Here is a 21,235-nt window from a genome sequence, read left to right on the forward strand (position 1 = left end):
TAATGGCAGCCAAAAAGTCGCATCGACCAGTATTGCTGGTCCCACTGCTTATCGCCGTGACTGGCTATTTCTGGGTATCCCAAAAAGACATTAGCATCACAGAAGATACTGTCTCGGGCACACCGGTACAATTATTTGCCAACGACCTGCACAGTCGGAATTTTGATACCTCAGGGCATCTGGTTCACGAAATCACTACCCCAGAATTGATCATGCCGGGTAAAAATAATGTGATCCTGATCAGCACGCCCAATATTGAAGTATTCAACCAAAAAGGTCCGGTCAGTCACATCCAAAGCCTCAGTGCAATTATTCGCAGTGACGATGACACTATTGAATTGAACGGCAACGTTGAAGTCAGGCAGACTGGTGGACCGAACTTAGCAGTATTACTTACAAACCAACTTATATACAATTATCAGACCAAATATGCCTACACTGAAGAGCCTGTTACAATGAAAGATCAATTCGGAGTAATGACAGCCGTGGGAATGGAAATAGACGTACAACAAGAAACGGTCAGATTCAATTCAGATGTTGAAGCACAATATGAAGTCAATCACTAATACCTGCCTCTTTCTAATCGCCTTCATGAGTCTGGGAATTTGTACTCCAGCCCTCGCCCTGCCAGATGACACCAAACAACCCATCAAAGTCAAAGCCAAACGAAGTGAATACAACAACATCAAAGGCATTATGACCTATTCCGGGCAGGTGGAATTTCAGCAGGGCTCCATCAGGCTTTATGCTGACGAGGTATTTATCTACCTCGTTGATGGCAACGTTACTAAAATGACCGCCAACGGCAAGCCAGCACATTTTCGCCAGTTATTGAAAGCTGAGGACAAACAGCCATTGGAGGCTGAGGGCAATTATCTCGAATACAACATCAGTAACGGTGATATTCTGATAGACGGTGATGCGAAGCTAAACCGCACTGGGAACAACATGTCCGGTGGCAAAATCCGCTATAACGTCAAAGACGGTAGCGGGCAGGCAGATGGTGGAGTTGAAATGACGCTTCAACCAGATGCTCTGGGGGGCCAATGACCACGCTATCAGCTAAAAACCTCGCCAAATCCTATGGTCCGCGGGAAATTGTTAAAGACGTGTCCTTAGATGTGGGGATAGGCGAAGTTGTAGGCCTGCTTGGTCCCAACGGGGCCGGTAAGACGACCTGTTTTTACATGATCGTGGGTCTGGTACCTGCTGATCGGGGACAGGTATATATCGATCAACAAAATATCACCGGCCTGCCAATGCATGGCAGGGCTAAAAAAGGTATCGGCTATCTGCCGCAGGAAGCCAGTGTCTTTAGAAAGCTTAGTGTAGAGCATAATCTGATGGCCATTCTGGAGATCAGAAAAGAGCTGTCTGCCCAGCAACGCAAGCAAGAACTGGAAAAACTGTTAAACGAATTCAATATTCAACATGTTCGCAAAAGTCTTGGAATGGCTTTGTCTGGAGGCGAACGTCGCCGAGTGGAAATAGCCAGAGCTCTGGCAATGGAACCCAAGTTCATATTGCTGGATGAACCATTTGCCGGAGTTGACCCAATTTCTGTCAGCGACATCAAGGAAATAGTCACTCACTTGAAGAATCGCGGTATCGGCGTACTGATTACAGACCATAACGTACGCGAGACCCTGGATATCTGTGAACGCGCCTATATAGTAGGTAATGGACACATTATCGCTGAAGGCAATGCTGAACAGATACTGGCAAACCAGAAAGTACGTGAAACCTATCTGGGCGATAATTTCCGCCTGTAAGATATGCAAATTTGAGAACCAATGAGTATATGAAGACTTCTCTACAGCTCAAAATGGGTCAACATCTGACCATGACCCCTCAGTTGCAACAGGCCATTAAGCTGTTACAACTGTCCACATTGGATCTGCAACAGGAGATTCAGCAAGCATTGGATTCCAATCCCATGCTCGAAGTTGAAGAGGATAGCGAAGGACATCAGGATAATCATGAAAATGGTGTTTCAAAACACGATACGGCCAAAGAAAGTGGCGCAACCGATTTCAGCGAAGTCCCTCAGGAAAACAGCAGTAATGAAACCGAAGTCCGGGAAATAGACCAGGAATGGGGTGAAAATATCCCTGAAGATCTTGCTGTAGACAGCTCATGGGATGATGTCTATCAACATGCCCCAACGGGTCTGTCAGCCCCTTCATCCGATGACGACAATTTTTATGAAAACCAAAATTCAACCACTGACAGCCTGGAGGAACATCTGCGCTGGCAGTTGAATCTGACACCAATGTCTGATCGGGATCGTGCTATCGCGTTTGCCATTCTCGACTGTATCAACGCTGATGGTTATTTAAATACGGATTGGCAGGAACTGGTTGAATCTCTGCAACAGGATATCGGCACAGAGGAAGATCCTCTGGATGTGGAAGAAGTGGATGCGGTATTACACCGGCTGCAAATGTTTGATCCGGTAGGAGTGTGCAGTCGCGACCTGCGTGATTGCCTGTTGGCGCAACTAAAACAGCTACCGGAAACGACCCCTGCACTCAAAGAAACCATTCAGCTGGTTGACCAGTACCTTAATCTGCTCGGCAGCAAGGACTACGCCACAATCATGCGTCGCATGAAAATCAAGGAAGATCAGCTGAAAGATATGATTGGATTGATTCAGCAGCTAAACCCACGCCCAGGGGAACAGATCGCTCCGCTGCAGCCAGAGTACGTTATTCCTGATGTCATTGTGAGCAAAGACATAGAACACCAGCGCTGGAAGGTAGAACTAAACCCGGAAATTGCACCCCGTTTAAGAGTTAATGCCAGCTATGCTTCCATGGTTAAGCGTGCTGATAGTAGCGATGACAACACCTACCTTCGTGACAATCTTCAGGAAGCAAGATGGTTCATCAAGAGCCTGCAAAGCCGTAACGAAACACTTCTCAAGGTGGCAACCAAAATCGTCGAACACCAACTTGGCTTTTTTGAATATGGTGAAGAAGCCATGAAGCCATTGGTACTGCATGACATTGCTGAAGCTGTCGATATGCATGAGTCCACAATTTCCAGGGTCACCACTCAGAAGTACATGCATACTCCGAGAGGCATCTTTGAACTGAAGTTCTTCTTCTCCAGCCATGTCAGCACCAGTTCAGGAGGAGAATGCTCCTCCACCGCAATCCGCGCAATCATCAAAAAGCTGGTTGCATCAGAGAACCCTAAAAAGCCATTGAGTGACAGTAAAATCGCTACGATGCTTGGAGATCAGGGAATTCAGGTAGCACGCAGAACAATCGCAAAATATCGCGAGGCGTTAAACATCCCCCCCTCCAATGAACGTAAACAACTGGTTTAGCGAAACAGGAATACATGTCAATCAGACTGTAAAAAAAAATGTGACGAGTGGTAAGGTCTAGGGAAATTCACTACCCAGATCAAGCATTTATCTACAACACAAGCTATTCTTAACAATAAGCCGGAACACAGTTCCGGCCCCATAAAGATAGATGGATGCCAAACATCCAAATAGACTGAGGAGAAGCCTATGCAAATCAATATCAGTGGCCATCACCTGGAAATCACCGATCCTCTCAAAGATTACGTCAAAAACCGTATGGAAAAACTGGAAAGACATCACGACCAGATCAGTAATGTTCAAGTTACGTTATCTGTCGAAAAGTCCCGACAAAAAGCGGAGGCGCAAATTAACATACCAGGCACGCAAATCCATGCAGATGCCACCCATGATGACCTCTACGCTGCTATTGATCTGATGCACGACAAACTTGACCGACAGTTGCTGAAACATAAGGAAAAACATGTTAACCGGCAGCATGGCCACTAATTTAAAAGCAGGTTTCTTTAACACTCATGCTTAATCAAATCTTACAACCCGGCTACGTCTTCACAGACGTGGCCGCTACCAGCAAAAAGAAAGCCTTACAGGATATCGCCGAAATTATCAGCCAGCTCGTGCCGGAACTGACATCTGACTATATTTTCGACAATCTGATAGCAAGAGAGCGTCTCGGCAGTACAGGTTTTGGTAATGGTGTTGCCATACCACACTGTCGAATCAGTAATTACGACAAAATCATTGGTGCTTTTTTCAGGTTAAAAGACGCAATCGATTTTGACGCTGTTGATAAACGCCCCGTGAACCTTCTGTTTGTATTATTGGTTCCAGAGGAGGAGAAAACAGCTCATCTTGAGGTCTTGTCTCTGTTGTCAGAAAAATTCAGTAATGAAACCATACGCAATAAACTGGCAACAATGAGCAAGGAAGATATCTACCAGCTATTCATCAATCCGTAACTTAACAGAACCAAAAATCCAGGGAAATAACCTTTCCCATACGGAAGTCGCGTCCGGACAATTTGTGCGGGAGTTCTGTTGTTAATTGGTGCTATCTTGACAAGATGGATGTTGCTCTCCCCCGACTGACATTGGAATGACTATGAAACTAATCATAATCAGCGGCAGATCTGGTTCTGGTAAAACCACTGTACTGCAGTGCCTCGAAGACAATGGTTATAATTGTATCGATAACATGCCTGTAGCCCTGCTGCCTGAACTAACCCGCCTGTTGTATTCTGAACATCAGGAATCCCGAGTCGCGGTGTGTATTGATGCACGCAACGCGCCGTCATCCATTAAGTCTTTTCCAAGAATTGTTGAACAACTGAACTCCAAAGATATTCACTGTGAAATCGTATTTCTGGATGCGAATGATGACACACTACTACAGCGTTATTCTGCCACTCGCCGTAAACACCCCTTGAGCGGCGAGACATTGTCTCTGGCAGAAGCCATTGACAGGGAAAAGCAAATTCTCGATCCAATTGCCAACCTGGCAGACTTAGCCATTGACTCAACAGCAATGTCTCTGCAAGAGCTTCGTTCGCTAATCAAACAACGGGTGGCTGGCAAGCAACAGCAACATCTTGGATTGATGTTCACCTCTTTCGGCTATAAACATGGCGTTCCGACCGACGCTGACTTTGTATTCGATGTCCGTTGTCTTCCTAACCCATACTGGGATCCTTCACTCAGGCAATACACGGGGATTGATCAGGAGATTATTGAATTTCTCAAAAGAGAACCTGAGGTCAATTTAATGTTTGAGGATATCTATCGTTTACTGGATCGCTGGATTGCCTCGTTTGAAGCGAATAATCGCAGTTATCTGACAGTTGCAATTGGCTGCACTGGAGGTCAACATAGATCAGTTTTTCTAGTGGAACAATTAGCTTCTGCCTTTCGCAGCAGAAACCACAGCACTCAGATAAGGCACCGGGAACTAAAGCTTAATCATTAACATTTCATAAGGCGCATGAATGGTCGAAGAATCCGTCACTATCATCAATAAACTTGGACTGCACGCTCGTGCCGCGGCTAAATTTGTCAATGTAGCCAGTCAGTTTGGCGCACAGATTCGAGTGATTAAAGGTCCCAAGGAGGTGGATGGCAAAAGTATCATGTCTGTTATGATGCTGGCGGCCGCCCAAGGGACAGAGCTTTCACTCAGAATTGATGGTAAAGACGAACTGGCGGCATTAACTGCCATAAAAGAGTTAATTGCCAACCGCTTTGATGAAGCAGAATAATTTTTCCGTCACCCTATACTGAGTTCAGCTCTGTTCCATTAGATTAAGTCTACAATTTAACTCCCAGCCCAATAAAAATAAGGATTCGGATGCCAGTCCATGTTGAGCATGAACAGTTCCAGCAAATCGGTGAGCGCTTACTGAATGCAATGGACGCCAATAACACCGAACGCGTACAGGAAATTCTGAATCAGGATTTATCAGCTGTTGATATCGCTCACATCATTGAGTCGACTCCTTCAAAACGTCGTGCTGACATCTGGAAATTTCTGTCTGAAAGCCAGAAAGGTGAAGTCATCAGTCACCTGAGTGACGACCTTCAACTTCATTACCTTACCAAAATGAGTCCTGAACAGGTCCTGGAAGCGATTCAGGATCTTGATTCAGACGATTTTGCCGATGTCCTGCAACAGTTGCCGGAGACGAATCGAATTGCGGTGCTTCACTCCATGGAACCGGAGGACCGACGCGAGGTCGAGGAACTGCTGGCCTACCCGGAAGATACTGCCGGTGGCCTGATGAATCCGGAAGTACTGACAATCCGGGCAAACGTAACGCTGGATGTGGTGTTGCGATATCTGAGAAGGCAGTCGGACCTGCCGGATCAGTTTGATTCTCTTTACGTCGTTAACCGAAATGATCAGCTGGTAGGGACCTTACCTTTGCATGCGTTGTTGCTGGGTGATCCTGATACAACTGTTCGCGAGGTTATGAACAGCGATATCGAAGGAATTCCAGCTGCCAGTCGGGACAGCGATGTTGCCAAGCTATTTGCCAATCACGACTGGATATCTGCGCCAGTAGTCGATGAAAAAGGTAAGCTGCTCGGACAAATCACTATTGACGACATTGTCGATGTGATCCGCGAAGAAGCGGATCACACGGTTATGTCCATGGCAGGCCTGGATGAAGATGAAGACGCTTTTGCTCCGGTCTGGAGCAGCGCTAAAGGCCGGGCGGTATGGTTAGGGCTCAACCTTTTAACAGCCTTTATTGCGGCACTGGTGATACTTAACTTCGAGGACGCAATTGCCATGATTACGGCTCTGGCAGTCATGAACCCCGTTGTTGCAAGTATGGGGGGTGTCGCCGGCAGTCAGACGCTGACATTAGTCATACGTGCCCAAGCCACCGGGAAAATCAATGCCAGCAACTACTTATGGTTGCTGGGCCGGGAGTTTGGTGTGGGCCTGATCAACGGATTTCTGTGGGCGATTGTCACCGCATTCGTTTGTTGGTTACTGTTCAGCAATGTCCAACTAGCGATCGTATCTGGTATTGCGATTCTGGCAAATATCACTATTGCCAAAATATCCGGTGCCCTGTTACCGGTAATACTGGAAAAACTAAAGATCGACCCTGCTCTGTCTGGCAGTGTCATATTAACAACCGTGACAGATGCCGTTGGGTTCTTTACTCTTCTGGGTCTGGCTACCTGGTACTTACTCTGATTAATATTATTATGAACAAAGAAAATGATTGGCAGGACTCGTCGGAAGACGACATCGAATGGGTTTCCAAGACCCGAATGAAAAAAGAAATGCATGAGCTTCAGGAAATAGGCATGAAACTCATGGAACTTAACCAGAGTCAGCTCGACACAATTCCTTTGACGGATGAGTTGATTGCTGCGATTACTGAGTCAAAACGCATTACCAGCCGTGAAGCAAGACGCCGGCACTCACAGTTTATCGGCCGTCTGATGCGAAAAGCTGATTATGATGCAATTGTGCACGGAATTGAACTGCTGGATCCAGCATCTGATGCCTATGCCAGACTACATCAACAGAGTGAGCGCTGGCGCGATAGACTGCTGACAGGAGATAACGATGAACTGGTATCCTGGTTCGATCAGTATCCTGACTGCGACCGGCAACAATTACGCAACCTGTTACGTAATGGCCTTAAGGAAATTGAGCAAAAACCCGAAAGCTGGCTGGCCAGAAAAAAGCTATATCAGTTTATCAAAACCGAAGTACAGCAATCTGAATAGATTCTCACGGCCTGATATAAATCTGGGAAAAATATAGCGCCGTCGTGGCAACAATCAAAATAAACATCATCCAGAGATGAAATTGTCCGGCGTCTGTGCGGCGCCGGGCCCTGAAGGGCCGAATAACAAACTCAACCAACGTTAATACAGCACAAATTGCCAACAATATCGGGATCCATTCAACCGTGGGAGTCTGCCACTCTTCTCTGATCGCCAAATGCTTATAGCGTATGGCTCCGGTGCTCATTTCCGGACGGGTAATCCAGACAATGCACTGAAGAATGAACAATGACACCCATGACGCAACGGCCACAGTTCTTGAAAGCAGAATCCAGAAATCCGGCTTTTTTCGTCTCTCCATACCAGGTCTTATTGTAAAAAAGACCTAGATCATATCCCATTTCCAAGAGGAGAGCTGTAAACCTTTGAGACAACCTCAGAAACCAGCACATCGGCACTATACGTTCATTTAATGTCTATATGGATCAATCCATAGTGGGGATGGAAGCGATCAGGTTACGGGTATAAGGATGCCGGGGCTCACTGAAAACAGTATCCGTGTCCCCCTGTTCCACGACTACTCCCTGATTCATAACGATTACTCTATGACTGATAGCCCTGACCACTTCAAGGTCATGACTAATAAACAAATAAGATAACTGATATTCTTTTTGCAAAGCCTGTAACAACTCCAAAACCTGAACCTGTACAGTTCTATCCAGAGAGGACGTTGGTTCATCCAGAATGATAAGTTTGGGTTTTAAAATCAATACTCTGGCAATAGCAATGCGCTGTCGCTGACCACCGGAAAACTCATTTGGATAACGGAAACGACTTTCAGGATCGAGTCCGACTTCTTTCATCACTGCAATTACCTGCTGCTCCCGCTCACTGACAGAGCCGATACCATGGATATCCAGTCCCTCACTGATAATTTCCGCAACAGACATTCTCGGACTTAAACTGCCGTAAGGGTCCTGAAAAACAACTTGTAGAGACCGTCTCAATGGACGCAGTTTCTTACGATCCAACTGCTGCAGTTCTGTCTGGTCAAATATGATTTTTCCGTTGCTAGGCTCCAGCTTCAATACCGCCCGGGCAAGGGTGGATTTACCAGATCCACTTTCACCGACCACTCCCAGAGTTTCACCGGGATACAATTCCAGGCTGACATCATCTACCGCTTTTATATGATCAACCGTACGCTTGAAAACACCACGCTTGATTGGGAACCACACTCGTAACTGCTCCACCTTAAGCAAAAGTATTTTTCGATCCACGTCCGATAAAGACTGACGCGGCCGGGCAGCCAAAAGCTTTCGGGTATAAGGGTGACTGGGAGCGGCAAAAAGTTTCTGCGTCTCTGCGGTCTCAACAATTTTTCCCTGCTCCATCACAATCACTCGATGGGCAATTCCTTTAACCACAGCAAGATCATGGGTAATAAACAATACCGACATCCCAATTTCACGTTGCAGTTCCATCAACAGATCCAGTATTTGTCGCTGCACAGTGACATCCAATGCAGTCGTCGGTTCATCTGCAATCAATAATTTAGGACGATTCACCAGAGCCATGGCGATCATGATTCGCTGACGCTCGCCTCCTGACAGCTGATGAGGAAATGCGGATATCTTTTTGTCCGCTTCACGAATACCGACCTTAACCATCCATTCAAGACTGATCCTGAGTGCCTCTGCTTTAGTTACCAGTTCGTGCAATAACACCATCTCGCTAAGCTGACGACCAACCGTATGAAGTGGGTTCAGAGAGGTCATTGGCTCCTGAAAAATAACCCCGATATCCTGACCTCTGAGTTCCCTCATTCTCTGATCGGAAACAGTGAGCAGGTCCTCTTTTTTATTCCAGATTATACGGCCGTCCATAAATACCAGAGGAGGACTATCGAGCAACCGCAGAATACTGAGAGAGGTAACACTTTTTCCCGATCCACTTTCTCCAACCAGCGCCAGGACCTCACCTTCTGCAATACTGAAACTGGTATCATCCACGACCTGACGAAACTGATCCCCCAGTTTAAAACCCAGACTCAAGTGCTCTATTGAGATCAACGGCATTACCCAGACCTCCTGGGATCGAATGCATCACGGACACCTTCACCAATAAACACCAATAGCGTCAGAATCATGGCCAGTACAGAAAATGAGGCCAAACCGAGCCAAGGAGCCTGCAGGTTAGCTTTGCCCTGAGCCAGCAGCTCCCCCAAGGACGGTGATCCGGGAGGCAAGCCAAAACCTAGAAAATCGAGAGAAGTCAGAATGGTAACTGACCCCGCTAAGGTAAACGGCATAAAAGTCATGGTCGCAATCATGGCATTCGGCAATATATGTTTGAACATCAGGCGTCGATCATTCATCCCCATTGCTTTAGCGGCCAGGACATATTCAAATCCCCTACTACGCAAAAATTCCGCCCGCACGACTCCCACAAACCCCATCCAGCTGAAAAGCAACGTAAAGCCGGCAAGCCACCACACATTAGGTTTCACCACACTCATCAAAATAATCAGCATAAACAGGGTTGGCATACTGCTCCAGACTTCAATAAAACGCTGAAAAAACAGATCCAACCGGCCCCCGTAATATCCTTGCACCGCTCCGGCAGACACACCAATGACTGCAGACAGGACAGTAATGGAAAACCCAAACAGCACACTGATACGTAGCCCATATAAAATACAGGCCAGCAGATCTCGCCCTTTATCATCCGTTCCCAACCAGTTTTCTTTGCTCGGCGGACTTGGAGGTGGAGAAGGCAAATCATAATTGATCGTTCGATAAGAGAACGGTATTAAAGGCCATAATACCCAGCCTTTTTCAGCAATCAGAGTCTGGACATAACTATCCCGATAATCGGCCTCTAGCTCAAAGTCTCCTCCAAATGTAGTTTCGGGATAGTTTTTTAGAAATGGAAAATACCAGTGCGAGTCATATGACACGATCAGAGGCTTATCATTAGCGATAAGCTCTGAAAACAGTGAGACTCCAAACACAAAAGAAAAAATCCACAGACTGTACCAGGCTCTACGATTGTTTCTGAACTTACTCCAACGGAGTTGATTAATTGGCTTCATAACTGATCAAAATTAATCCTGGGGTCGACAATTGTGTACATCACATCGCTGATAATTCCCATGACCAGGCCGATCAAACCAAACACATAAAGGGTGGCAAACATGACCGGATAATCACGCTGCAAAGTGGTTTCGTATCCCAGCAATCCAAGTCCATCCAAAGAAAAAACCACTTCAATCAATAGCGAAGAGGTGAAAAAAATACTGATAAACGCAGCAGGAAAACCAGCAATGATCAACAACATGGCATTCCTGAATACGTGTTTATAAAGAATCGCCTTATCAGTAAGACCTTTGGCTCGTGCGGTGACAACGTATTGCTTATGAATCTCATCCAGAAAAGAATTTTTGGTTAACATGGTCAGGCCAGCAAAACCACCGATGGTCATCGCAATAACCGGTAACACCATATGCCAGAAATAGTCTGCGATGCGAGCTCCCCAGCTCAGTTCCGACCAGTCATTGCTAACCATCCCGCGAATCGGAAACCAGTCGAAGAACTTTCCACCAGCAAAAAAGATAATCAGTATGACGGCAAACAGGAACTGAGGAATCGCATGTGCAGCGATGATGACAGAAGAAGTCCAGACATCAAAACGGGAACCATGTTGTATTGCTTTACGAATTCCCAAAGGAATTGAAACCAGATAGACAATCAAAGTCGTCCAGATACCGAGAGAGATGGATATCGGCAATCGCGTTACAATAAGATCAACCACTGTCGACCCACGAAACAAGCTCTCACCAAAATCGAAGCGAAGATAATCCCACAACATATGTCCGTAACGGACATAAATAGGCTGATCAAAACCAAAACGTTTTTTGATGGCCTCAATATCTTCTTCAGTCAGTCCGCGGGCCCCAGTATAACTACTGTCGGTGTTTCGGTTCGAGGCAGGCTGATCCAAAGTCTCTGCTGAAGTACCGGTCAGACGATCCAACATACTGCTATTCATGCCCTGTGCGTAGGCAATCGCCTGATCCACCGGACCTCCTGGCGCCAGTTGCACCAGGAAAAAATTGATTGTCACGATAGCCCATAAAGTAGGTATCAACAACAATAAGCGACGAAAGATGTAAGCCCGCATACGACTTTTCCGCTAGTTAGGAGCATTACGACGAGGCAACTTTTTGGCCTTCTCTTCATCGTACCACCAGCTTTCCAACCCCACACCATAGGTGGGCAACACTTCAGGGCGGCTGAATTTATCCCAGTAAGCAACCCGCACCTTGTCATTATACCATTGCGGTACAACCAGATATTGCCATAACAAAACTCTGTCCAGGGCCTTGCCATAAGCCTGCAGTTCAGGAAGATTCGACTGATTCTGAACAATTTTTTCCACCAGAGCATCAACGACTGGACTGGTATAACCGGAGTTGTTGTAAGTGCTATCGATATATTTGGAATGGAATTCATACTGCAACATGTTATCCGGATAAACTCCACCTCCCAACGTACCGACCACCATATCATAATCCCGTTCCCGGAGCCGGTTAGTAGCCTGTGCGCTGTCGATGATTCGGATCGACATGTCAATACCTGCCTTCGCCAGATTTTCCTTAAAGGGTAGCGCTACCCGCTCATATGTTGGACTCCACAACATAAGCTCAAATGCCAGTTGCTGACCATTCTGATCAACCAACTTGCCATTTTTTAACTGCCATCCAGCCTGCTTAAATAATGACAGCGCTTGTCGCAGTTGTGGCCGAATATTTCCACTTCCATCAGTTTTAGGCGGATTAAATTCCTGAGTAAATACTTCTGGCGGCAACTGATCCTTAAACCCGTTCAGAATCTCCAGCTCACGGCCTTGCGGAAGGCCACGTGCCATATTGTCCGAATTCTGGAAATAACTGAGTTCACGCTTATAGAGCCCATAAAACAGGTTGGTATTACTCCATTCAAAGTCAAACAGGTAACCGATGGCTTCCCTGATTCTCCGGTCACTCAGTTGAGGGCGCGTCACATTGAATATGAAACCGATCATGGGTTTTGGTACGGAATAAGGTATCTCTTCTTTGCGGATGTATCCCTGGTCGATGTTTTTACCTTCATAACCAGTTATCCAAACCTTGGCAACAGGTTCAGAACGAAAATCATATTCGCCTTTTTTAAACGCTTCGAGCATGACCGTATCATCTTTATACATGTCGTAACGGACGAAATCGAAATTCAATAGCCCCTTCTGGGTTGGATGGTTGAGCGCCCAATAGTCCTTGTTGCGCTTATATACGACATATTGCCCCATTGAATAATCTGAGATCGTATACGGACCACTGACCACAGGCACTTCCACAAGCGGTTCGGATAAATCTACATCCTTCCAATAATGCTTGGGAAATATTCTCAGCTCAGCCATTTGCATGGTTGTCGATTTATCTTTCTGAGGAGTGGTAAATTTAACGGTCAGATCATCTATTTTGGTAACTGTAATACCTTCCCAAAGCCTTGCCAGAGTCTCGATACCCTGTGTCATAAACTTATTGAACGAGAACACTACGTCATCTGCAGTGATAGGCACTCCATCAGATGCACGAGCGCGGGGATCAAGATGAAAGATGACCCAGGAATAGTCATCAGGATACTCTATGGTCTGAGCAATAAGTCCATAGAGAACATTGTCTTCATCTTCGTTTGAGGTCATAAGGGAGTCAATCATAGACTCAGCAAGAGGTGCAGAACTTCCTCTGCGCGCAAAACGGTTAAAATTATCGAAACTCCCCCGAGCCCCGTATGTAACATAGCCCCCTCTTGGAGCATTAGGGTTCACATAGCGCCAATGCTCAAAGCCCTGCGCATATTTCGGCTCGCCTCTCAAAGCAATCGCATGACTGACAACAACATTAGCCGGGTAACCGAAAGCTGGAAAAATCATCAGCAAGATAATGATTAGTTGACGCATAAAGTTCACCTATCAAATCACGACATAGAAGAGATACAACCACAGATTACATAATTCGGCAATCTGTAAACCCAACTAGCCTTAACTGAGCATTCAGTTTTTAAAAACCGGCATTCACATAAACGTCAAAACGGTTGGATTTTCCAGTTAGCTCGAAGGATGGTTTAACACCAGCCAGATATGGGGCTATTCGAGGTCGCTTAACAACAACTCTGTTTTTGGCCGTTTTCAGTGCCCAGGGTAATAACTCATCGGCATCCAGATCCTGTTGGACCAACTGATGAAAAAGTTGCATATCTTTTTTGGGTTTGGCTGATTTTTTTGAGGGAGGGAACATTGGATCCAGATATATGACTTCAGGCCAACTGGTCTTATGAGCAGAAGCCACACCAGCACATAATTCCATTCGAGTTACTATCTCCGCCGTCTCGGAGTGTGCTTCAGCCCTGAGCAGTCCATCTGACAATAATGCGTGCACCACCGGATTACGCTCCCAGAGCTGGACATGACATCCCAGTGAGGCCAACACAAATGCATCACGTCCCAGTCCAGCCGTTGCATCAAGAACCTTTATGCCAGAGGCTTTGTTGAGGCCGATAGCTTTGGCCAGATCCTGCCCCTTGCCACCACCATAAAGACGTCGGTGACCCATAGCACCTCCTACGAAATCAACATACAGAGGTGCACCATAGTCGTATACAGGCGAACACACACTGAGATAATCATTCCGAAGGGTTAACTCCCAAAGAGTATCAGGGGGGATTTCCTCACAAACAGGCCAGCCGTAGATATCAGATACCGCATGCGCATAAGTTAAGTGATTCTGATCAAGACAACGAATTACAATCACATCAATACCTGAATATATCTAGTCACTACACCGTGATATCCAGCACCACAATGTCACCGTCATTTCTACCGAAGGACTCAATTTGTTGATAAGTCCTCATACTCTTCGAAGTTGATGAATCTTCTGCGATAACCCCGAAACTTTCGCCTGACTGTTGCATCTGGTAGATAAGTGGAGGAAAAGTTTCCGATTTTATCTCCGCATTGACTGGCGGCTCCGCCACACCAGACGGTTGGCGGTTACGATGGGCACCTGATGGCTCAATTACGGGACTGGAAATAATTCGCATTTTTAGTGCTCAAATCTACCAAAGATCATCTGAGTCATGTCTGCATCAACGCAGATATCATCACATTAACCCAGAAGCTTTTAGTTTAGCACCCAAAACAAAAACAACACTCCGCCCAGGAACAAGCGATACAACACAAATGGCATGAATCCAATTCGATTAATTAATTTCAGAAAGAGAAAAATGCAAAGATAAGCAGATAAGAATGAAAGTAATACTCCAAGTCCCACTTCATCCCAGATCCCAACCATGGGTGTCTTCGACAACTCTACGGTCTTCAATAAGCCAGCAGCTAATATCAATGGAATCGACAATAAAAATGAAAATCTCGATGCAGTAACCCGGTCAAGCCCAAGAAACAACGCAGCGGTCATAGTAATACCTGAACGGGAGGTGCCCGGAATCAGTGCTACGGCCTGAGCAACACCGATGACCATTGTATCTTTCCAGGTCATTGAAGATTCACTACGAAGCTGCTGGTGTTTTTTTCGATCACCTAACCCTAACAATATCCCAAATACAACAGTCGTCGTGGCAATCACAAGTACTGACCGAAAATTATCTTCTATGAAACTTTCAAATAAAAACCCAGCCAATCCTGCAGGTATAGTAGCAACGATAATAAACCAGGCCATCTTAACCTGTTGTGGGTTGGTATGCTTTTTTACCAAACTAAGAAACCATTGTTGAGCAAGCACGATGAGATCCTTGCGAAAATAAATTACAACTGCCAACAATGATCCAACATGAACTGAGACATCAAATGCCAATCCCTGATCCGGCCAACCCAATACCTGAGAAGGAAGAATCAAATGCGCCGAACTGGATATTGGCAAAAATTCAGTGAACCCCTGAATCAACGAGAGAAACAATATGTGAAGAAAATCCATGCTACTTCCTTTATAAGCTGCCAACCGGGGGCTTATTGTCCCAGGTAACTTTATCACGCAAATAAACAGGTTCAATCATATCAGCACTGATTGCCGGTGGATTAACCGCGAGTACCCATTTAATCATACATTCAGCAGATACCGATATATCCGGATATATGGCAACAGCATTACTTTTCACATACTCAGAAAATCTTTCCAGATACAGCCAACCGGAACCTACACCGACAAAACTTTGAACTTCGGAAATTATTTGCAAATTTTCCGGAACAATTACTTTTTCTGTTTCAACAGGCACAGGTATCCCAAACTCATCAACCTGATGCAAACAGCAATAGACCTCATCCATCCTTGCATCTATACACGGCATCACCCATGTTTCTCTGACCTCGGATAACTGCAGTGCCAGCGCAGTTAAATTAGACACAGGGTATACAGGGATGTTCAGACCAAGTGCCAAACCTTCTGCCACACTCGCACCAATCCTGATTCCAGTAAAAGAACCTGGTCCACGACCAAATACAATACCGGTTAACTGCTGAAGCGTTGTTTGATGAGAAGACAACAAACGATCAATGATTGGCAATAGCTTTTGTGCATGCTGTCTAGGCAAGCTTTCATGATGAGAGAAAAAAAGACCATCTCTATATAAACAAACAGAACAATAATCAGAAGAAGTGTCTATACCTAATATTATTTCCACGTTCACAAACCTCGCTTCCAGTACGTGGCGAATATTATCATATTCAAAAAAAAAGCCCTCTAACGAGGGCTTTTTTAGGAACAAATAAAATACTTATGCAGAAGCTTTGGGCTTACGACCGCGAGGACTTTTCTTGCGGGCCGGAGTCGCTACAGCTTTCTTGGCCATAATTTTTGCCTTGGCCTCTGCTTTTTTAGCCGCAGCCTTAGCTTTCACATCAAATTTTTTCATAACTTTTTTGATTTTAGCTGCGTCGGCTTTTTTCCTCTGACTGATCCATTTTGCTTCAAATGCAGCCATTGCCTTTTTCAGATCAGCATCCGCTTTCTCTTTAAGTTTTGCTTCCATAGCTTCTGCTTTGGCGTTAATTGCCTCAGCAGCGGCTTTACCTTTGGCCTCAGTAGTTGCAATTTTAACTTCAACCTTGGCTGCTTTAAGGGCATCTTTTGCTTCTTTCAGCTTCGCGGCAGTGGCCTTAACCTTTGCACGAGCAGACTTGGCGGCATTTTTCGCCGTTGCCGATTTACTACCAGATGCTTTCTTCGCCGCAGCAGCTGCTTTTTCTTTTGCTGCTTCTGCCGCCATAGTCTCCTTGGCAACTACTTTCTCCATTTTTTCAACCAGTGCTTCTGCTTTTTTTACCGCTCCATCTGTTAACACAGGTGAAGTGGCAGCACTAACGGCGGTAGTTGCTTTAGGTTTACGACCACGTTTAGCTCCAGGTTTGGGGCCACGCTTTACAGCGGTTTTTTTTGCAGTAGTTTTAGTTGCTGCTTTTTTCTTGGCTGCTGGCATTATTAATTCCTCTTAAAAACATTTTCTTAGCACATAACAATTTAGCACAAAAAAACCCGACGAAAAATAATTTCCCAGTATTTTTATAGTTTTCGAGTTACTATTTCAAAATTCCATTATCAGAATTGTAGTTTCAATTGAGTCATTTTTAAATATTCCAACTAAAATTCTATAATAAAACTCATGTATCGAAGCGGTTTTTTTGCCCAAACTACAATCAAATAATATGAGCAATCCAAATTAAACAGAATTATTCCACATGTCGTGCAGATAAAAAAATTTCAAAATCACTTATGCTTTAAGACGGCTACGACACAATATCTGCTTTTAGTCATTCAATAAAAAACAGCAACCATTCGTAACTAACAAATAGAATAACTTTATTTTTCCGATGAAAATTCATGTCTTCCGTTAAAATGCAACATGCTGATATTCACATTATTATATCGTTCAAGGCATAGCATTTAGCGAGAAAATATCTCGTAGAATGGTCAACAATTATAAAATTACTACATTATTGAGGCACAAAAACAACACTCAAAAGTAAATTTGGAGCCAAAACAGAGTACAGATGCCAACAAACCTGAGAAACCAACTCCTACCACATTAGCACTTGAGTATAAAAAATTTCTTCTGACACATAGAGCAACTGCAGATAAACCATAAAAATAGCTTAGTAACCATTTTAGAATCGTCCAGTGAGAACAAATGATGGATAGGCGTACATTAGCAATACCCCGACATTCACATGCCATTAAATCAAATTAGATAATAAGCAACTGACAAAAAGGTTTTCTGAAACCTACCATAAAATCAGCTGAGACTTTCCAAGACCCATTGTCAAGGAAACATATACCGTGGAAGCCCTTAAGCAGATATAACAATAGCTTATACAGTGAATCCTTCTTCACATTACATATATGAAAATGTATTCAGACCAGAAAAAAAGATACGATTTGCGATACCAGATTCTGCCTTAACACCGTTTGTGCGATTCAGTTACCTACAGGAAGCAAGCACACAACGTAACCACCAGGAAGTTCGATAAATTCTGAAAAAACGCCACACACATAAAATAGACTGCCCTATACACCCACTCTCAGAAGAAGTAGAAAAGTACAATGTGCGCGACCAGGGTTTTGATGCAGCCTTTTATATGATGCTCCAACATCAGAGAAAGTTAGCAGGTAGAATGGGATTGAGAGAGATAGACTGGGCTACACAGGGCTTCAATTGACAACTTTTTCAAAGGTTGACCATAGATCAATACTAAACTCAAAAAAATAGAGAGTTTAAAACTCTCTATTAAATACAATAAATAAAGGAACCAATTATTTTAAGCAGCCAAGTACTCTGCTCTCAATTTCTTTGACATCACCAACGCCCTCAATATAACAATATTTAGGCGCATTCTCTGTATCTGCTTCAGCCCAGGATTGGTAATAGGAAACCAACGGCTTTGTCTGTTCATGATAAACAGAGAGTCTTTTCTTTACAGTTTCTTCGGTATCATCCGGACGTTGTATTAGTAACTCCCCTGTTTCATCATCTTTTCCTTCCACTTTTGGGGGGTTGTGTGAAATATGATAGACCCGCCCGGAAGGCTCATGGATACGACGACCACTTAACCGTTCAACAATGACATTGTCAGGAACATCAATTTCAACCACGTAATCAATAGATACACCATTGTTTTTCAGGGCATCTGCCTGCGGAATCGTTCTTGGAAAACCATCAAACAAAAAACCATTTTGACAGTCTTGTTCCTGAATTCGCTCCTTGATCAGATCGATAATGATGTCATCTGATACAAGTCCTCCACTAGTCATTATTTCCTTCACCTTCAAACCAGTTTCAGATTCTGCCTTTACAGCCGCCCTCAACATATCTCCAGTTGAGATCTGAGGAATATTAAATGTCTGGCAAATAGCTTGCGCCTGTGTGCCCTTACCTGCGCCAGGCGCACCCAATAAAATCACTCTCATGAGGAGATTTCTCCTTAGCATTAATTAAAAAACAGTGGAAAAGGTATCCAGACGGTATCCGTTAGATATTTAGAAAGTATTCTATATTCTTGATTATTTTAAAGGTATATAGGCAAAGATACCTTCCAATCGGACCATTAACAAGGCTACAAAGGTCGAAAATAGCCAGAACCTTTATCCGGATGCCCCAAAAGCAAAAGGAGATGTGAGTTACTCACATCTCCTTTTGAATATCAATGACAAGCGCCAAATCCAATAACCATTTACTGATCAGGCATTGAAAACAGCTGTTCAAATGAAGGTGGGGAATTACTATCTTCATCATACCCTATTCTCATCTCCCACAAACCTCTCAGCTTGGAATCGGAGATCTCGGTAACCTTTTCGGATACAATGGTTGGTCGAATGAACACCAATAAGTTTGTCTTCGTAACAGAACTCGATTTAGAGCGAAACAAAACTCCTAGACCCGGAATATCACCCAAAAACGGGACTTTCTGAGCTGATATATTTATATCTTCCTGAATCAAACCACCCAATACAATAGTCTGCTGGTCCTGAACGATAACAGACGTTGTAATCTGCCGCTTGTTAGTTTGTTTATCCGTAGTACCACTTGACGAGTTGTCGATAACTGACTCTGTCTGCTGATCTATTTCCATTCTTACTTTACCATCATTCTGAACATGCGGAGTCACAGTCAATGACGTACCGACATCTTCACGGGTAATCGTTTTATAGGGAGTTGAATTGGATGTGGTTTGCGTAGTAGTTTCAAATGGAACCGTTTGGCCAACCAGAATATAAGCCTCACTGTTATCCAATGTCATAACACTCGGTGTGGACAGCAGATTCGCCTTAGAGTCCGTTTGAATAGCTTTCAGAATAGCTCCCAGATTTAAATCCGGAGTATAAGCAGCAACATTTAATCCATTAGTAAGTGTTGGTAATCCAGTACTCGATACATTCGATGCAATACTTGAAATTGTCGAATCACCGTCCCCAAACTGACTAGCCACGAACGGAGTACCATTCTCAAGCTCCTGATAATCACTAACCAGCTGAATACCAAGCTCAAATGCATTGCTACTGGATACCTCTACAATTGCAGCCTCGATCAACACCTGAGCCCTGGGCACATCCAGTTCGTTGATGATTCCCTCCAACTCAGCTAGCACAAAAGGCTCTGCACGTATCACCAAAGCGTTCAGATCCTCATTGGCCAGAATTGCAGTTTCTGTAATTGGCTGAGCAGAATCAGAAGAGCCCTTCTGTGACTGTTCAACCGAACCAGAAAAGCCTGTCAGCAATTCAGCCATAGAGGTGGCATTGGCATTATTCAAGAATATCACTTTCGAGCTGGCACTCTGCGTGGTGGGCTTATCCAGAGTCTTGATCAATTTCTTAATTCGATCACGATAAGCCGCTTCTCCTTTCAGAATAATAGAGTTGCTACGCTCATCTGCCACCACCCTTATTCTGCCGGAAACGGCACTCTTATCATTAGCCGCTGCCACTTCCTCCGGTACCAAGCTCTCTAACAGCCCAACAATATTTCCGACCCATGCTTCTTCCAGAGGAACAACTTCAATCTCTTCGCTGTTTAAAATATCGAGAGATTTAATAATGGTTTCAATTCGTTCGATGTTGTATGCAGTGTCACTGATAATGATTGCATTGGCTGAACTGACAGCCGCCAAATGACCATACTTGGCAACCATAGGGCGTAAAATGGGTACAAGCTCTGTGGCGAGTCGGTTTTGAACAAAAATCACTCTTGTTACAATCTTCTGCCCTTTGGCAAGATCTTTCAGATCAACATCTAATCCAATGGACTTAACATCAGCCTGTTTCACGATTTTGACAATGCCATCCTGCTGAACAGCGGAATATCCATGAATATCCAAAATGGAAAGAAATACTTCATATATTCCTTTTTTTCCAAGTTTTTCATTGGATATGACAGTAATTCTGCCTTTGACTGTAGGATCAACGACGAAGGTTTTACCAGTTATTTCAGCCACTTGCTCGACAAACGTACGAATGTCCGCATCTTTCAAATTAATAGTCCAGGAATCTTCCGCAACCACATATGCAGACATGAACCATAACAGCAATATAAGTAGTTTTTTCTTTAACACTGAA

21 protein-coding genes are annotated in these 21,235 nt (G+C 44.5%); 10 read left to right on the forward strand and 11 right to left on the reverse strand.

Annotation, left to right across the window (positions count from 1 at the left end; genetic code table 11):
• The first annotated feature begins 2 nt into the window (after window positions 1–2).
• From lptC to yjgA, 10 genes are all read left to right on the forward strand, one after another.
• Entirely contained in the window at window positions 3–566 is a 564-nt protein-coding gene (lptC, locus tag YC6258_RS20085) for an LPS export ABC transporter periplasmic protein LptC (protein ID WP_044618502.1), read from the forward strand.
• Window positions 550–1,050 (forward strand): lipopolysaccharide transport periplasmic protein LptA, encoded by a 501-nt coding sequence (gene lptA / locus YC6258_RS20090; protein WP_044618503.1) that lies wholly within the window; start codon window positions 550–552, stop codon window positions 1,048–1,050. Before lptC ends, lptA begins: the two co-directional genes overlap by 17 nt.
• Entirely contained in the window at window positions 1,047–1,772 is a 726-nt protein-coding gene (gene lptB / locus YC6258_RS20095) for an LPS export ABC transporter ATP-binding protein (protein WP_044618504.1), read from the forward strand. Before lptA ends, lptB begins: the two co-directional genes overlap by 4 nt.
• Before the next feature lie 29 nt (window positions 1,773–1,801).
• Window positions 1,802–3,334, forward strand: coding sequence for an RNA polymerase factor sigma-54 (locus tag YC6258_RS20100; RefSeq protein ID WP_044618505.1), 1,533 nt, complete (start codon window positions 1,802–1,804; stop codon window positions 3,332–3,334).
• 189 nt (window positions 3,335–3,523) lie between these two features.
• Entirely contained in the window at window positions 3,524–3,823 is a 300-nt protein-coding gene (gene hpf / locus YC6258_RS20105; RefSeq protein WP_044618506.1) for a ribosome hibernation-promoting factor, HPF/YfiA family, read from the forward strand.
• 26 nt (window positions 3,824–3,849) lie between these two features.
• Window positions 3,850–4,293 (forward strand): PTS IIA-like nitrogen regulatory protein PtsN, encoded by a 444-nt coding sequence (ptsN, locus tag YC6258_RS20110; RefSeq protein ID WP_044618507.1) that lies wholly within the window; start codon window positions 3,850–3,852, stop codon window positions 4,291–4,293.
• 142 nt (window positions 4,294–4,435) lie between these two features.
• Entirely contained in the window at window positions 4,436–5,296 is an 861-nt protein-coding gene (gene rapZ / locus YC6258_RS20115; protein WP_044618508.1) for an RNase adapter RapZ, read from the forward strand.
• Between the two features lie 19 nt (window positions 5,297–5,315).
• On the forward strand, window positions 5,316–5,585 hold the full coding sequence (locus YC6258_RS20120) for an HPr family phosphocarrier protein (RefSeq protein ID WP_044618509.1): 270 nt from the start codon (window positions 5,316–5,318) through the stop codon (window positions 5,583–5,585).
• A gap of 89 nt (window positions 5,586–5,674) precedes the next feature.
• Complete coding sequence (gene mgtE, locus YC6258_RS20125; RefSeq protein WP_044618510.1) at window positions 5,675–7,036, forward strand: magnesium transporter; 1,362 nt, start codon at window positions 5,675–5,677, stop codon at window positions 7,034–7,036.
• Window positions 7,037–7,047: 11 nt separating this feature from the next.
• Window positions 7,048–7,578 carry a ribosome biogenesis factor YjgA gene (yjgA, locus tag YC6258_RS20130; RefSeq protein WP_044618511.1) on the forward strand — a complete coding sequence of 177 codons (531 nt, stop codon included), beginning with the start codon at window positions 7,048–7,050 and terminating at the stop codon, window positions 7,576–7,578.
• 4 nt (window positions 7,579–7,582) lie between these two features.
• Here the strand turns inward: yjgA and YC6258_RS20135 are convergent, their stop codons facing one another.
• The 11 genes from YC6258_RS20135 to gspD all read right to left on the reverse strand — a co-directional run bounded on the left by YC6258_RS20135 (window position 7,583) and on the right by gspD (window position 21,231).
• A complete protein-coding gene (locus YC6258_RS20135) occupies window positions 7,583–7,939 on the reverse strand; it encodes a hypothetical protein (protein ID WP_044618512.1) in 357 nt (118 codons plus the stop codon).
• A gap of 124 nt (window positions 7,940–8,063) precedes the next feature.
• Entirely contained in the window at window positions 8,064–9,656 is a 1,593-nt protein-coding gene (locus YC6258_RS20140) for an ABC transporter ATP-binding protein (RefSeq protein ID WP_044618513.1), read from the reverse strand.
• Window positions 9,656–10,672 carry an ABC transporter permease gene (locus tag YC6258_RS20145; protein ID WP_044618514.1) on the reverse strand — a complete coding sequence of 339 codons (1,017 nt, stop codon included), beginning with the start codon at window positions 10,670–10,672 and terminating at the stop codon, window positions 9,656–9,658. The genes YC6258_RS20140 and YC6258_RS20145 overlap by 1 nt, the downstream gene beginning before the upstream one ends.
• Window positions 10,669–11,760 carry a microcin C ABC transporter permease YejB gene (locus YC6258_RS20150; RefSeq protein ID WP_044618515.1) on the reverse strand — a complete coding sequence of 364 codons (1,092 nt, stop codon included), beginning with the start codon at window positions 11,758–11,760 and terminating at the stop codon, window positions 10,669–10,671. The genes YC6258_RS20145 and YC6258_RS20150 overlap by 4 nt, the downstream gene beginning before the upstream one ends.
• A 12-nt stretch (window positions 11,761–11,772) precedes the next feature.
• A complete protein-coding gene (locus YC6258_RS20155; RefSeq protein ID WP_044618516.1) occupies window positions 11,773–13,578 on the reverse strand; it encodes an extracellular solute-binding protein in 1,806 nt (601 codons plus the stop codon).
• Window positions 13,579–13,678: 100 nt separating this feature from the next.
• Window positions 13,679–14,428, reverse strand: coding sequence for a class I SAM-dependent methyltransferase (locus YC6258_RS20160; protein WP_052830432.1), 750 nt, complete (start codon window positions 14,426–14,428; stop codon window positions 13,679–13,681).
• A gap of 369 nt (window positions 14,429–14,797) precedes the next feature.
• The gene (locus YC6258_RS20170) at window positions 14,798–15,631 is read right to left on the reverse strand and encodes an undecaprenyl-diphosphate phosphatase (RefSeq protein ID WP_342670604.1); all 834 of its coding nucleotides are present in this window, start codon (window positions 15,629–15,631) and stop codon (window positions 14,798–14,800) included.
• The gene (tsaB, locus tag YC6258_RS20175; protein WP_169749000.1) at window positions 15,618–16,310 is read right to left on the reverse strand and encodes a tRNA (adenosine(37)-N6)-threonylcarbamoyltransferase complex dimerization subunit type 1 TsaB; all 693 of its coding nucleotides are present in this window, start codon (window positions 16,308–16,310) and stop codon (window positions 15,618–15,620) included. Before tsaB ends, YC6258_RS20170 begins: the two co-directional genes overlap by 14 nt.
• A gap of 93 nt (window positions 16,311–16,403) precedes the next feature.
• Entirely contained in the window at window positions 16,404–17,105 is a 702-nt protein-coding gene (locus YC6258_RS20180) for a hypothetical protein (protein ID WP_052830434.1), read from the reverse strand.
• Between the two features lie 1,331 nt (window positions 17,106–18,436).
• The gene (gene adk / locus YC6258_RS20185) at window positions 18,437–19,090 is read right to left on the reverse strand and encodes an adenylate kinase (RefSeq protein WP_044618520.1); all 654 of its coding nucleotides are present in this window, start codon (window positions 19,088–19,090) and stop codon (window positions 18,437–18,439) included.
• Window positions 19,091–19,353: 263 nt separating this feature from the next.
• Window positions 19,354–21,231, reverse strand: a complete 1,878-nt coding sequence (gene gspD / locus YC6258_RS20190; protein WP_052830435.1) for a type II secretion system secretin GspD — start codon at window positions 21,229–21,231, stop codon at window positions 19,354–19,356.
• Between the last annotated feature and the right edge of the window lie 4 nt (window positions 21,232–21,235).

This window comes from Gynuella sunshinyii YC6258 (assembly GCF_000940805.1).
Lineage (GTDB): Bacteria > Pseudomonadota > Gammaproteobacteria > Pseudomonadales > Natronospirillaceae > Gynuella > Gynuella sunshinyii.